Here is a 14,864-nt window from a genome sequence, read left to right on the forward strand (position 1 = left end):
GTTGTTGGCGGTGTTTGTCTGGTGGTGGGGGGGGGGGGGGCCGCGGTGGGGGGGGGGGGGGCCCCGAAACCAGCCCGTCCGCAGCCGCGGCTGTTCAAGGAATCGCCGAACAAACTGCCGCCAGACAAAGAGACCTGGAAATATTACTCGAAGACCGCAAACATTCTCTGCAGGAATTCGAGGCTGAGCTGCTGCTGGCCGCCCAGAATATCACAGAGTTTGAGGAGCGTATCCAAAAGGTCATAGCCGCTGTGCGGGCGGAGCTGGCGCAGATCTACGCTTTGCTGGATAAGATCACCGCGGCGCCGGCCGCAGATCTTACCGCCGCCGAGCGCCAGGAACAGGCCGCGGTTGATTTTATTTATTCCCAGCAGGGTCATCTCGAAGAGACGGGACAGGATGTGCTGTCCTTGCTGAACGGCGAGCTAAATCGGCCTGGCGTCAATGCGCGGCTGGCTGATTTGGAACAGGCTTTTTCCGAGAGAACGCGCGGTGAATGCCGCGACGCTTTATTCGGCTGGTTTGATCTCGGAGAGGGCGCCTATGAGATCGGCCAGATCGACGCGTTGAGCGCCGAACTGCTGAAATATAAACAACAACTGCAAATAATGAATCTGGCGCTGGAAGTCCTGACCGCCGAGCCTCCGGTGGAAGGCGCGGGAGTTTCCGCCGGCCTGCAGGCCAAACTGGACGCGCTGGTTTCCCTCGGAGATCAATACATCGCCATTCAAGCGCTGAAACATTTGCAAGAATATCTGGCCATTGAGAGAGATATTGCCAGCGCGCAGAGCGAGCAGGTCAAGAAAAATATAGAAAGCTTCAAACAAGCTGTGATGTCCAAATGGGAAAAAATAATACGCGGGTATGTTTCTCTGCTGGAAATTAAAAGTGACGCTGTAGAAATTTTGGACGATCTGGAAAAAGGTGTGAGAGTTTCCGCTGTGGCTTCTGGCGGAGAAAACAGCGGCGGTTCGAATGACGAGCCGTCCGAACAGATTGCCAAGCAGATCGCAGAAGCTCTGCGGCAGGGCAATATAGACGAAGTTTTGGACTTGCTTTTAGATTGGGGCGGCAATATTCCGCCGGAATTTGCCAGTCTCCTCGATCTGCTCAAGCAAAAAATCGAGGATAAAGTTTTGCGGCTGATCGCTGATCTTAATTTTACCGAACTGAAAAAAATGTACGACCGTCTGCCGCCCGAACTAAAAGAATTTGTCAAAAATTTGCTGAAAAAAGAACTGGAGACGAACGCAAAACTTGCCGCCAGCCTGGATAAAGACCTGCTGTTGGTCAGCAAATAAAGATTTGTTTAATCAAAAGTCGATCAAATCCTTGACGCGTACCGGCGGCGCGCTGGCGATCAGAAAAGTAGAGTAGGCGCCGGACTTATTTTCCAGCTACAAATGCTGGACGCCGCGCGGCGGAATTCCCCGCGCATATTTTGTGATCAGCGTTGTGACCAGACAGTGCGCCAGCAGGATAATGCCCCAGCCGCCCAAAGGATAAAGCAGCCAGCTGGCATCGTTTTGGTTGTTTATTTTCGTGAGGCCAAAAAGAAAAATTATTACCAAACCGAATAAAACCGCGTGCGCCTGACAGACCAGATGAAAGCCGAAAAATATAGTTGCCTCGCGGATATTTTCGCGGGTCAGCGGCAGTCCGGCGTTGAGCTTGATGATGCGCGCGGTGCGCCATTTTTCCAGCTGCGGCGCAAATCCGGTAAAAGTCAGCAGATAGTGAATTAAAACCACCGGCCCCCACGCCACGCAGGGTATCAGCCAAAATGTTTCCGCAAAAAGCAATTTGTTGATGCTGATCAGCAGCAGCGACACCAGCAGATAAACACTCAGATGAAAATAAAACGCCAGCCAAAAAAACAGACGCGCGGCACGGCGTTTTTTCAGCTCGCGCTGGGGCAGATCTTTTTCCAGCGGCCCGGGCGTGATACTGGCCAGATGTGCCCGCCGCCATTCCCGCGCCGTGCGCGACTCGATAAAAAAATGAATGCCAAAATGCAGAAAAAGAAATATGCCCCAGACGGAGAGCGGCAGAATAAACCACGGGATTTCCGGCGAGGTGGTTTTATTGACGGCGATCAACAGCGCGTTAATGCCGGTGTAGATAAAAAAATGAAAATAAAAAAAGGCTCTGGAAATAAATTTGGCCAGAGCCTTTGACCGGGAATCCATTTATTTTAATATTTTTTGCAACGCCTCCGCGCGGTCAGTTTTTTCCCACGGAAAAACATCCCGCCCGAAATGGCCGTAAGCTGCGGTGTTCCGGTAGATCGGCCGTTTCAAGTCCAGCGCCGTGATGATGCCTTTCGGCGTCAGGTCAAAAACCTGGGGCAGCGCCGCGGCGATTTTTTCTTCAGAGACTTTGCCCGTGCCGTAAGTGTCCACGTTTATCGAAAGCGGCTGTGCGTAACCGATCGCGTAAGCCAGCTGCACTTCGCATTTCTCGGCCAGACCGGCGGCTACGATATTCTTGGCAATATACCGCCCCATGTAAGCGGCCGAGCGGTCGACTTTGGAAGGGTCTTTGCCGGAAAATGCTCCGCCGCCGTGCGAGCCGACGCCGCCGTAACTATCCGCGATTATCTTGCGTCCGGTCAGCCCCGTGTCGCCAGCCGGCCCGCCCAGCTCAAAACGGCCGGTCGGATTGATGAGTATTTTGCAGTCCGCGCTGCGTCTGTCCGCCGGTATGACCGGATCGATGACCAGTTCGGCGATGTCCTTGCGCAGCTGCTCGTTGCTCACTTCGGCGTCATGCTGATGCGACACGACTATTGCCGTGACTTTGCCCGGCCTGCCGTCGTCGTATTCCACCGTGACCTGTGATTTGCTGTCCGGCCGCAGGTATTTTATTTTTCCGGACTTGCGCAGCTCGGCGGCTTTCAGCACCAGCGCGTGCGCGAGATCCAGCGTCAGCGGCAGATAATTTTCCGTCTCGGCGGTGGCGTACCCGAACATCATACCCTGATCGCCCGCGCCCTGTTCTTTAAAATCGCCCAGGCCTTCGGTGACGCCCTGTGAAATATCCGGCGACTGCTGATGTAGATACACTTCGACGCGGCAGGTTGCGGCATTGAAACCATATTCGTCTTTCGTGTACCCGATGTCGGCGATGACCTGCCGCGCGACTTTTTCATAATCCACTTTGGCGGTCGTGGTGATCTCGCCAGCGATGACCACAAGATCGGTCGTGACCAGCGTTTCGCAGGCCACGCGCGAATTTTTGTCCTGCTCGAGGCAGGCGTCGAGTATCGCGTCGGAGATCTGATCGGCGACCTTGTCCGGGTGCCCCTCGGAAATTGATTCGGAAGTGAAAAGATGCTTTGCCTTAATTTTACTCATCAGTACGCTCCTTTTTTGTTTAATCCATACCTAATAGGTAGGGATTATGCGCTTGTTTTCCGCGAATGTCAATTGCCGATCACAACATGTGCCCAGTGCCCGTGCCTGTCCCTTTTTTTTGAAGGTTACGTCCGCTTCGGGCAAAATATTTGCCACGCTTGCCATGTGCCTGTCCCCAAGCCAAACTTCAAACTTTTTTGCCTGCGGAACTTAACAAGCGCGTTAGTGCGAAGTTAAGTGACGCCTACAAGCGTGCGAAGCGCGCGCCGTAAGTGGCGTTTCCCAAAACTTCAAACTTTTTTGCCAAGTGGCACAAATCCTGCAACATAGTTACCTAAAAGTTGGCAAAAATTTCAGATTTTTGCCAAAGGAGTGAGTTTATGAAAAAAGCGGCATTGTGGGGAGTTTTGCTGACCGCGCTACTGGCGGCGGAGTTTTCCGCGGAGGCGGTCACTACTATAGAAAGCCCGCTGATTGGCCGGCAGGTGGTTACGCAGAGCCTCACCGAGTTGCCGCGGCCAGAAAAAGTTTATCAAGATAAGCTGTTTGCGGAATTTGATTTTCAGACCACTGAAACAGCCACCGGACTGCAGATGACCGGCACGCCAAAAAAAGCGGACTCAAGTTTTTCCCGCTTGCTTATCCAATTGGACAAAAATAAAAATTTGCTGGAACTGCGCCTTTACAGCCGGGCGGGGCAGGAAGTGCTTTCGCTTAAAAATACTTACGAGGAGCGGGGCGGTATTTTTCTGCCGGCGCACACCGAAGTGTTTTTAAGCGAGAGCAAACTCCGCGCCGTCACCGAATACCGCAATGTCCAATTTGAGGGAGAAACAAAATGAAAAAAATATTTTTCCTTCCATTGTTGTTGCTATTGTTGTGCGGGTTAAGCGCCGGGCTGGCGGCGGAAATCCAGCCGGTCAATTTGCGCGCTTTGCCGGAACACATGCGCTCTTACAAAAATTACCTGGTGGTTTTTGTGCATGGCATGGGTAGTGACGCTGAAGCCTGGACGGAATTAAAAAAGCGTCTGCCGGATCTGGTCGGCGATCCGGATTTTGCCGGACATCTTTACGCCTACACTCTCTCCGACCCCAATGCCGCGTATTACGGCAACGCCGCCGAGCTAAAAGACTGGCTGTCCGCCGCCCGCCGGGAATTTATTGCCGCGCACCCTGATTGGCCGCCGGACAAAATTCCGGCCAAATTTATTTTGCTGACCCACAGCATGGGCGCGCTGACCGCACGGTCGTATATTTATTCCGACACTCTGGCGGCGGCGCGTGTGGACGCCAAAAATTTTCCGCGCGGTTTTTATCAGGACGATGTGCAAAAGGCGGTCTTTCTCGCGCCGCCGCATCGCGGCTCGAGCATGGCGGACTTTATTTATCACTACATGCTTTCCGATCAGGGTTACTATATCGGCTCGGCCGGCGTTTTGCGCCAGGCCTGGGATATTTACGACCGGCTGGCGCAGGCTCTGGAAGCGCTGGAAAAACTCAAAGAATTCGATATGTCTAAACTTAAGTTTGAATTCGACGAAGACGGTGTAAAACTTGGCCAGAGTTTTGATCTGCCGTCGGAGCTGCAGAAACTCAATGACGAGTTTTGCCGACTTTTTGAGGAATATGAATTCAGCCTGCGTCTGGCCGACGACGGCAAATATCAGGCCTCACTGCGTGATTTGCAAAATAAAATCGCGCAATTGACCGAGTTGTACGATTCATTCAGCCGGCTGGGTTCAATATTTGGCGAATTGGATTCCGCGCCGCTACTGACTTTTCCGCTGCTGAAAACTTTGGTGGAGGCCAATAATTATCTGGCGTCAATTTTGGTCAAGGATCTGCTGGACACGCTGCTGACGCAGTACTTTCTGAAAGAGCAGATAGAGGGCGGCGCCGTGCGGTCTTTGTTGAGCCGCAGCCCGGTGACAACGGTTTTGAATCTGGCGTCTTTGCCGCCGAACTATGATCCGGTGCTGTACCGCAATATTATTCCGCGCGGGCTGGTCGCTTTTGACCGGCGGAATACAGAGGTTTTCAATCAATCGTTTTACGGCAATCTGCCCGCGCTGCTGGGCGCCGCCGAAGAGCTTACTAACTTCACGCCGGGCAGCTTTATTTCCGGTCTGGCTGCCAATTCTTATCAGGTCAAACTGCTGTCCTCGCCGGAGTATCAGCGCCTGCCGTCTGGTGAGGCGCGGCTGCTGGCTTTACTGATGAGTTACGCGCGCGGCCTTTTTACCGTGGAGGGCGACGGCGCGGTAGATATCGACAGTCTGCGCGGCCGGGACATTCCCAATCTGTCCGCCGCCAAAAATTATTACAAAGATTTTGCGCATGACGATCTGGCGGATTATTTTGACCACGGTTTTTTGGAGAACACTGTCGAAGCCGAGGCTGCCTGCGTGGTGGTCGAGCTGGCTTTAAATGCTTTCGGCTGGACTACTCCACCGGGTGTGCGCGGCGCGATCCGCGCCATGCCGTTGTTCGATTTTGTTTCTGTGGTTGTGCAGCGGCAGGAAGCTTTGGCACAGGATTTTCTCGCGCATAATAATATTTTGCTGCCGCAGAATTCCCTACCGCAAATCGAACAGTCTTTGTACGAGGCGCCGCTGCTGGTTTTGCAGAATATTTACACGGTCTCCGGCGATGAGCAGATCGAGCTGGGTGCTGACGCTTTGCAGGAGCAGACCGCTGCTGACCAGACTAATACCACACTCCCGCTGCGCCGCGGCGCCAAGACTTTTTATCTGCCACTGGCCTACAATGTCAAAGCTCCGCAGGTGCGTTTGTCCGCTGAGCTTTACGATCTGGCCCCGCATTTGGCCAAACTGGAGTACTCTTTCAATTTTGCGCCGTACACCACCGCGCCGGTTGACAAATGGGGCGCGGTGACCCTGCCGGATTTTTCCGTGGCAGAGGGGCAGAATATTATTGCTTTTCGCGCGGTCAACCGCCTCGGCCAAACGACCGAGCAGTTTCTGCGCATCATTCGTTCCAGCACACCGCTGCTGGCTTCGGAAATTTTTCCCGAGCCTTTTGCCGCGGTCAATACCGGCAATCTGACGCTCAGCCTCGTTTTATACAACGCGCAATTTATAACTGACAATCTTGGTGTTTCCAGTATCGACGAATTGATTGTTGACGGAGAAAAATTAAGCCCCGGCCAGTACGCTTTGTCCCGTGGTGCAAACCAGACTTACCGCAATTATCTCAAACTCACCGCGCCGCTGACTTTGGGCGAAGGCCGGCATACACTTTCGCTCCAGGCGCACGATGCTTACGGCCATCATAATTCCACCAACTGGTTTTTTACTGTCGATGCCCTGCCGCCGGAAATAAATATAGAAGAGCTTTGGCCGGTGTCCATTGGGCAGCTGCTGACGGTGAATTACTTTATCTCTGATAATTTTACAGTCTTGAGCGATCTGCAGATCAATTTGCGGACTGACGAGGAAGTTTTGAGCAGCAGAAACTATGCGCTGGCTGGCGCGGGACCGCAGCAGGAATTATTTGCGGTCGGCGATTGGCCGGACGGCGAATATATTTTGGAGATCGGGGTGGCGGATCAAGCCGGCAATCGCGCCGTGCGCCAGACGGCGGTCATTATCGACAGTCAGCCGCCGCGGGTTTCCTGGCAAAAAAACGCCAATACTTCCAAATTTATTTTAACGGCCAGTGAAAAAATATCCGGCCAGGTGATTCTCGCGCGCGAGCAGCTGCGCGTCCCGCTGCCCCTGGATTTTGTTACGGAAAATATTTATGCCGCGGATTTTTCCGGTTTGCCGGATGGCGTTTATGCCGCGCGCGCCCTGGTCAGCGATCTGGCCGGCAATACGGTCAGTTTGATACTGGACGATTTATGTTTGGACACGCGCGGCCCGCAAATTGTCAGCCTGCGCGCCGAACCGGTCATTTTAAATGGAGATAATTCTTACCGGACAAAAATTATCTGCGCCGCTCCGGACGCGGTGCGGGCGGACGTCCTTGTCAAGCATAAATCTTCCGGTCAGGAAATAATTAAGGCGCCGCTGGAGACGCGGGACGGTGTTTTCATTATAGAGTGGTCAGCCGCGCCATATCCCCGCGGCGCGTATATTGCGCTGGTGACTGTGACAGACCGCTCGGGCCGGCAGACCGCGCGCGAGTGCGAGATTATCAAGGACGGCATCACTCCGGAAATTATTTTGCCTGCGGCCGGAGGGCAGGCTGGGGGCGTTGTTTCGGTGACCGGCAAAGCCGTGGACCCGGACTGGAACAACGCTCTGGATTTCGATTTTTATGCTTTGTATTGGGCGGCTGGCTGGCAGCCGCTGCCGGAAAATTTGCGCGCTGTCGACACAGCTGTTTGGCAGACAACCGGTCTGGAAACCCCGCAGCTCGACAGAGCGCCGGATACGCCGTGGAATATTTCCTGCCGCCAATCTCCTGAAAACGGCCTGCTGGCCTGGTGGGATACGCGCGCCCTGCCCGCCGGACAATATACTTTGCTTTTGTTAGCCGCGGAAAAAAATCCGGGTCTTGCGGTCGGCGCGGTGTGTCAGGTATTGATCGAGCCGCCGCCGGAAAACCGGGCGGATTTTCGGGTGAACCTGGAGCAGACCGCCTCGCAAAATACAAAATTTACGCTAGTCAATCTGGGCAGCACGGCCAATATCAGCGCGGAGATAATTGATAAATACGGCCATGTTGTGCAGCAGCATTTTTGGCCGGATGTGCCGGCCGCGGTTTATCTCGGCCAGCCGGAAATTTCTGCCGCCGGCGTTTATTTATGGCAAGCCGCAGACTGGCATTTACGGTTGGCCGCTACGGAAAATAGCTCTTTTCAGCTGCTGCTGGCCGGCATCGGCGAGGTGCTGGCGGCGGACATTCCCTACACGCTTAATTCCGGCCTTTTGCAAATCGAGGGGCAGTCCGGCGGCGAAATTGTTTTTGCCTTGCGGCCGCAGACGGACAGCTTGTTTATAAATACTCAAGACAGCGCGCCGCTTTATATTGGAGCCAGCCGTTATCAGCCGCCGGCCAATGTTTACTGGCTGTCGGCCAAGCAGTCGGCCGGCGCGCTGGATCTAACCTGGGATGGCCGCTTGACCAGCGGCGGATATTCTGATAGTGGAGAGTATTACTTTCAACTATCATGTTATAATACTGACGGCGGCGGTTTTAAACGCGCCGTAATTACTTTCAATATCGAAACGCCTTTTGCCGCGCAGAGCGGCGGCCTGACTCCGGTGGACGGCAGCTTTGACGCTTTTGGCGAGTTGCATAAAATTACTTTGGCTTACAAAGTAAATAAAGACAGTTATTTGCGCGCGGCTGTGCTGGACGAGACCGGCGTGACAATTTCTGTCCTGCCGGAAGAAAAAATTCTGGGGTCGACGCAGCTTAAATATTTGAGCTGGAACGGAGCGTACCCTGATTTTGCCGGACGGCAGAGGCTGGTCAGCGGCAATTACCGCATTTTGCTGACTTTGCGCGCCTGCGACGGCTCGGCTGAACAGATATTGTCTTACGATAATATCAAAATTCAGAATAATATTTCCGGCGATCTGGCGCGCCTTGAGCCGCTTGGCGAAGCTCTGCTTTTCAATGGCCAGACTGTGCAGGCTGTCAGCGGTTCGTCACAGTATTATTGGTCAGCGCGCGGCGAAGGCGTCTACACGGTGCCCCAGACTTTTAGTTATGAACTGGAGTTGTCCGGCGAGCAGGCCGTGACCGCCGCGCCTTTTGTGCCTTTTGCCGGACTGTATCACCGCGGGTTTAACAGAGTTGATCTTGTGGTCGAAGTTTCTTATGAATGGAGCGTTGATTATAAAAACGGCAGCGGCGCCGGCTGGAAAACAATGCAGGAGGGCTGGGAAAGCGATGATTTTTCTGTGGCGCTTACCCTGCAAAATCAAACGGTCAGCAATATTTCCGCGCGGAGTGACCACGGCAGCGGCTGGAAAATTACCAATCTTGATTATGGTTATGTTAATCCCGGGGCGGATCATATTTCGGTTACGCTGAAAGATACCGCTGGAAATGTACTTTGTTCCGGTGGCAGCAATGGCGGAATATTTGAAAGCGCCAATTTCTGCAATGGAGCCTTTGACATCAAGGTATCCACGGTGGCTGGTTATGATAAGAAAAGCGGGAAATGTTACATATACAGTAAGATCGATCGGTTGAGGCTTAAAGACGACATCAAGTATTCCCGCCTGACCAACCGCTATTACGCCTGGTACGGCTACGTCAACAAATACTATCCGCAGGAAATGGATTTTTCGGCGATGTGGAATGATCTGGGCAAATTGGGTTTTGTGCCGAGCAGTTATTTTCTCAACGGCTTGACCGCCTCGACTTTGAACGCGCTTTTTGCCGAAACTTATCCGCAGGTCATCAGCGGCACAGCGGCGCAAAATCAGAGCTTGATCGAGGCTTTGCAAAAAATAAATATTCTGTATGAATCCATGCCCTGCACGGACAATAGTTATTATCAATATTTGGCGGATGAATACTGCGAGTTTATTCCCATGACTTCCGGCCAGACTTATTTCACGCCGGAAAAATTGCCGTCGAGCGACCTGACGGCCAAAGCCGCGGTGTATACGGATTTTGTGGTGACCGCAAATATTCTCTGGCCGGCCAGCGAGGAATATATAGTGGGTGAAGAAAATAAGGCCAAGCGGCTGATCGATGACCTGGCGGCCAGACGGGAAATCGAGCTGGTGGATTATCCGGCGCTGCCGCGGATTTTTGACAAGCAGTCGATTAATTTTGGCGGCTTGGGCTTTAGCCGTCTGCCGGTGCAGGCCGCGCTTGGCAAGAACGGCCTGTATCAAAAGAGTTTGCTGGATATTACGGCGCGTCTGCCCAAAACGGTAAACCGCAATTCTCTACAGGTGAAAATCATCAACAATTCCCCCGCGGCGGAGGTCTGGCTGGACGGCGGCAATGTGCTGGCGCGGTATTCCAGCGCGCGGCCGGAACAGACTTTGGCCTGGTCTACCGAGCAGGATTTTTTCCTGCGCCACGGCGTGATCGACAGCGCGGCTTTGCGTTTCAACGCGCAGAGTTACGCGCCGCAGTCCGAACCGCTTTATTTATATGAAGCGTATTTCGATCCCTTGAACCGCCGCGCCGATCTGCCTGCCCAGAATATTACGCCGGTCGATTACTACACTTTTTTGGCGCAGGATTATTATAACGCGGACTCCGGCTATGTTCTGAATCCCAATTTGGATTTCACGCGCTGGACTGTGCAGGTATACGACCAGACTGGTCAGCCCAATCAAGACTTCACGGTCACAGAAGTGAATTTAAGCAATGAAAATATCTGGCAAAATAATTTCCGGCTCCAGCTGAATCTCGACGCCGCGGAAAAACGTTATGTGGAAATTTGCGGGCAGGCGGCCGACGCTTATGAGCTGCTTTATTTTGACGGCGAGACCTGGCGGACAATTTGCACCGGCAATGCCGCCAGCGGGCGTTTGGGCTGGTGGGATGTGACGCAGTTGAACGGCGCGTACACGCTGGCTTTAAAAGCAGCCACGGACGACGACGCATATTCTTTGGCCACGCAGGAGATTTTCCTTGGCCAGCTTTTGCGGCGCGGAGAGTCTGACGCGGCGCGCCGAAAAATCAGCAGTCCTTACAAACGCGCGGAAGTTTTCTTTCACCCGCAGTCTTTTGCTGAGGACAAATTCATTACTGTCGCGCCGGTCAAATTGCAGGAGCTCGATCTGAAAAACAGGCCGGATATTTACGCGCTGGGGCCGGTAATGGAAATTTTACCGCACGGCTCGTCTTTTCCCGAGCCGGACAAACGTCCCACGGTGGTTTTCCGCTATAGTCAGGCTGATCTGGCCGAACTGCGTGCCCGGGGCGTGGATCTGGATAAACTGGGTTTGTATTACATCAACGCAGACGGTGAGCTGGAGAGCGCGAACAGCCAGATAACGCAGACAGAATACGGCGTGGAAATTCTGACAGTTTTACAGCACTTTTCGCCGTATACTGTGCTGGCCGGCGAGGTGCCGCCGCTGCCGACATTTAACGCGGCTTGGAGCGATCTGCGCGGTCGTCGTCTGAAAATTTTTGGCCGAGCCAGGCCGCAGAGCGCGCTGGAAATTTATCTGGATGATGATGAATTTTTCGGTGACAGCGACGGCGCGGACATTGTGGACAGTATTACAGCGACGACTGATGCCGCGGCCTGGATTTTTGACCGCCGCGCCTGGAACGCTGATTATCTGGACAAACTTGACCCCGAACAAAAAGACAAAGCGCTGGCGGCTAGGCGGCTGCTGCAGGAAATGTACTGGGCGGCGCTGGCGGACAATCAGGCGGCTGAGCAGGAGTATGCGCGGCAATATGCGGAGCTGATCACCGCCGACCAGACCAGAGCTGAGTTGATCCGCGAATTTTTGCTGGCGAATAATCGGGCTGATTTGCTGACGGCTAGTTCCGGTGTGGCTCTGCAGGAAGAAATAGGTTTGCGATTGGCTTTGACCGCGCCGACTTTAAATAATGTTTTGCCGGAACGTTTAGAGGTAATCCTGCGCCAGTCTTTTCCGCTGCTCCTTGGCCAGCCAGCCGCGATTTTTAAAACGACCGCCGATGACAGCGGGTACTTTGTCTGCGAGTTGCCGCTGGAAAATCCGACCGCCAGTATTTTTGTGACTTATGCATTGACCGGCAATATTCAAAACCGGCCGGTGGCGCGGCTGGATTTTGTGGCTGATCCGGAAGCGCCGCAATTCTTAGCCGTGGCTCTCTCCAGCGCCTATGCCAATCGGGAAAACCCGGCGCTGTCCGTCACTTTGAATTTAAGCGAAGCGGCCAAGCTGCTGATCTCCGCTTACAACGCGCGCGGTGAATTGCTGGATTTGCAATATGAGAATACTTATTTGCCGGAGCATACTTTGCAATTCGCGCCGCCTGCGGAAGGAGTGTTTTATTATACGGTGCAGGCTTTTGATCCGGCTGGCAACGCCGGCCCGCCGCTGGGTTTTACAGTTACGGCTGATTTTTCACCGCCGCTGCGGACGGACATTCAAGCGCCGCAGTATATCAATCCGCAGAAAAATAATTTGCTGGAGCTGATCCATTTTGCGGAAAGTATTGCGACGTATTCTATTGCGCTTACCGAAAATATAAATTATGAATATTTTATTTCCGCGGCTGATGCGGCTGGCAATGTCGTAACTTTGAGCGGCGTGGTTTATGCGGACACCGAGCCGCCTTTATTGACGGATTTTAGTTTTGGCCCGCAGGCTCAGCGCGGCGTGCGGATATACTGGCCGGAAACAGAAACCGCCAATTACCTGCTGACAGCCAGGTCGCTCAATTCCAGCTCCGGCCAGACCTATAATATTGCGGGGAATTATTATTATGATCAGCTGGTCAGTCCGGATACTTTTTATGAATATACTTTGCAGGCGGTGGACGCGGCCGGCAATACCAGCAATATTTTAAGCCGGTTGATTTATACAGCGGACGATTCCGCTCAGGTACTGTCTGACGGCCGCGCCCTGATTTATCAGGATATTCAAATCCAGGAAATTCCAGCGCGGCCGGACAGTTTGTTTGTCGCGCGGAAATTATCCGTAGACCGCAGCCAAACCACTAAAGTTCAATTGACACCGGTTTACCGTTTTCTGGCCAGCGGGCAGGAACGTTTGCTTGAGCCGCTGACCGTCACCCTGTCTTTTGCGCCGGAAAGTTTGGCTGAGAAATACATCAGGCCGGAGACGCTGTTTGTCGAGGGAGGCGAGCTGCTGACGGTCAATTATCAAACGGGCGCAGCGGTTTTCCGCGCACTGGATTTCGGCGATTACGCTTTGTTTGGCCTGCCGGAATACCGCTTGTTTGACCACACCGCGCCGCTGCTGCGTTTTTTGAATATTAAGAACGGCGATTATCTTGATCCAGCGGCTACTTTGAGCGTGGAAGTGCGGGAACAGGACTCCGCCGTGGACACGCAAAATATGTATTTGCTGCTGGATAATAAGCGTTATGTTTTGCCGCCGGAAAATCTGCGCGGCGAGCGCCTGGAAATAAAACTCTCCGCTCTCAGTTATTTGCCGGACGGCGGGCATATTTTAGATTTATTTGTTGGCGATCTGGCCGGCAATACCGCCAACGCCGCTTTGCGGTTTTCCGCCGCGCAGGAATTTCAGATCACCAAAATTCTGCCCGCGCCCAATCCTTTTGACGAGAACGGCGTTTATTTTACCTATCAGCTTTCCCGTCCAGCGGGCCGGATCGAGATCAGGATTTATGACACCAACGGCCGTCTGGTGCGCGAGCTGAATAATTGCAGCAATCAGGCCGGTTTTAATAGCACGCGCTGGGACGGCTGCGACCGCCGTGGCGCTTTTGTGGCCAACGATGTGTATCTCTATGTGCTCAAGATCGAGCAGGACGGCCGGGAGAGAATAATTAAAGGCAAAGTCGCGGCTTTGCGCTGACCTAATAAAGAAAGGAGTTTTTATGAAAAAAATTATTTTGGCGATTTGCGGCGCGGCGCTGCTCTGGGCTGATAACAACGCGGTGGATTTTTTGCAGACTGGTTTGAGTGCGCGCAGCCTGGCCCTCGGCAATGCGGTGACGGCGGCCGGCGGTCATCTCGACACCGCTTTTAGCAATCCCGCCGCTCTGCAGGAGGTAGAAGGCGAGTTTTTTTCGGCGGCGCTGAATAATTTTGATCTGGTCAACGGCCGGATGTTTGCCGCGGCCGGCCGGATCTGGCCTGGCCGCAATCCGCTGGTAGTGGGTCTGGTTTACGCCGGCTCGGAAATCCACAATATAGACAAAACGCTGCTTTCCGCAGACGGGCGTCCGCTGGAAATCGGCAGTTTTGATTCTTTTAAACACAACGGCTCCTTGCTGCTGGCTTACCGGACAAGCCGCAGTCTCTGGTGGGGCTTTAGTTTGCGCCGTTATCTTTATGCGCTCGACACGGAGACAGCGGAGGCGACCGGTCTGGATCTGGGCTGGCTCTGGCAGCTGCCGAGCTGGAAAAGCTGCCAGTTTTTTACAGGCGCGAGCCTGCGCAATCTTTTTCGAACAAAAGTTGCCTGGAGCACCGGACATTACGACACGCTGCCGCTGGGTTTGAATTCCGGTCTGGCCGCGCGGCGGAAGATCTGGGGACATCCTCTGCTGGCCAGTCTGGACTGTGTTTGGCAGGAAGAGCAGAGTTTATTTTTTCGTTCCGGTCTGGAATACACTCTGGATTGGATCGCGCTACGTTTGGGCTGGGACGAGGGTTTGACTTACGGCTTGGGCTTGAGTTATTTCGGCCTCAACATTGATTATGCGCAGACCCTGCATGAAGAGCTTGGCTTGCAGCAAAGGGTCTCGCTGTTATTTCAACTATAGTATTACAAAAAGTGTACAAAAAGGAATATATATTGTATGATATTTGGTAAGTCTTTTGAGTGGGATAAAAATAAAGAAATAGAAAATATTAAAAAGCACGGTATTTATTTTGCGGATGCCCAATTTGTTTTTAATGATC

Annotated in this window: 6 protein-coding genes; 4 read left to right on the forward strand and 2 right to left on the reverse strand. The window is 53.3% G+C overall.

The window, feature by feature from the left end; genetic code table 11:
- The coding region (locus tag LBJ25_07630) for a hypothetical protein (protein ID MDR1453825.1) at positions 1–1,301 on the forward strand (1,301 nt) is incomplete at its 5' end.
- 96 nt (positions 1,302–1,397) lie between these two features.
- Here the strand turns inward: LBJ25_07630 and LBJ25_07635 are convergent.
- Together LBJ25_07635 and metK are read right to left on the reverse strand one after the other, a co-directional pair.
- Positions 1,398–2,189 carry a 2TM domain-containing protein gene (locus LBJ25_07635; protein MDR1453826.1) on the reverse strand — a complete coding sequence of 264 codons (792 nt, stop codon included), beginning with the start codon at positions 2,187–2,189 and terminating at the stop codon, positions 1,398–1,400.
- Positions 2,190–3,347 carry a methionine adenosyltransferase gene (metK, locus tag LBJ25_07640; GenBank protein MDR1453827.1) on the reverse strand — a complete coding sequence of 386 codons (1,158 nt, stop codon included), beginning with the start codon at positions 3,345–3,347 and terminating at the stop codon, positions 2,190–2,192.
- A 389-nt stretch (positions 3,348–3,736) separates the two neighbouring features.
- Here metK and LBJ25_07645 point away from each other — a divergent pair, with 389 nt between their 5' ends.
- Genes LBJ25_07645 through LBJ25_07655 form a run of 3 tightly spaced genes read left to right on the forward strand, consistent with a single transcriptional unit; the run spans position 3,737 to position 14,725 of the window.
- Positions 3,737–4,198 carry an outer membrane lipoprotein carrier protein LolA gene (locus LBJ25_07645; protein MDR1453828.1) on the forward strand — a complete coding sequence of 154 codons (462 nt, stop codon included), beginning with the start codon at positions 3,737–3,739 and terminating at the stop codon, positions 4,196–4,198.
- The gene (locus LBJ25_07650; protein MDR1453829.1) at positions 4,195–13,812 is read left to right on the forward strand and encodes an alpha/beta fold hydrolase; all 9,618 of its coding nucleotides are present in this window, start codon (positions 4,195–4,197) and stop codon (positions 13,810–13,812) included. The genes LBJ25_07645 and LBJ25_07650 overlap by 4 nt, the downstream gene beginning before the upstream one ends.
- A 22-nt stretch (positions 13,813–13,834) precedes the next feature.
- Positions 13,835–14,725: a hypothetical protein gene (locus LBJ25_07655; protein MDR1453830.1), complete on the forward strand. Its 891-nt coding sequence runs from the start codon at positions 13,835–13,837 to the stop codon at positions 14,723–14,725.
- Positions 14,726–14,864 lie beyond the last annotated feature (139 nt).

The sequence above is a fragment of the Candidatus Margulisiibacteriota bacterium genome (assembly GCA_031268855.1).
Lineage (GTDB): Bacteria > Margulisbacteria > Termititenacia > Termititenacales > Termititenacaceae > Termititenax.

Coding starts and splice junctions, on each gene's coding strand:
- LBJ25_07635 (MDR1453826.1), bottom strand. CDS start 2,189: ATGGATTCCCGGTCAAAGGCTCTGGCCAAATTTATTTCCAGAGCCTTT.
- LBJ25_07645 (MDR1453828.1), top strand. CDS start 3,737: ATGAAAAAAGCGGCATTGTGGGGAGTTTTGCTGACCGCGCTACTGGCG.
- LBJ25_07650 (MDR1453829.1), top strand. CDS start 4,195: ATGAAAAAAATATTTTTCCTTCCATTGTTGTTGCTATTGTTGTGCGGG.
- LBJ25_07655 (MDR1453830.1), top strand. CDS start 13,835: ATGAAAAAAATTATTTTGGCGATTTGCGGCGCGGCGCTGCTCTGGGCT.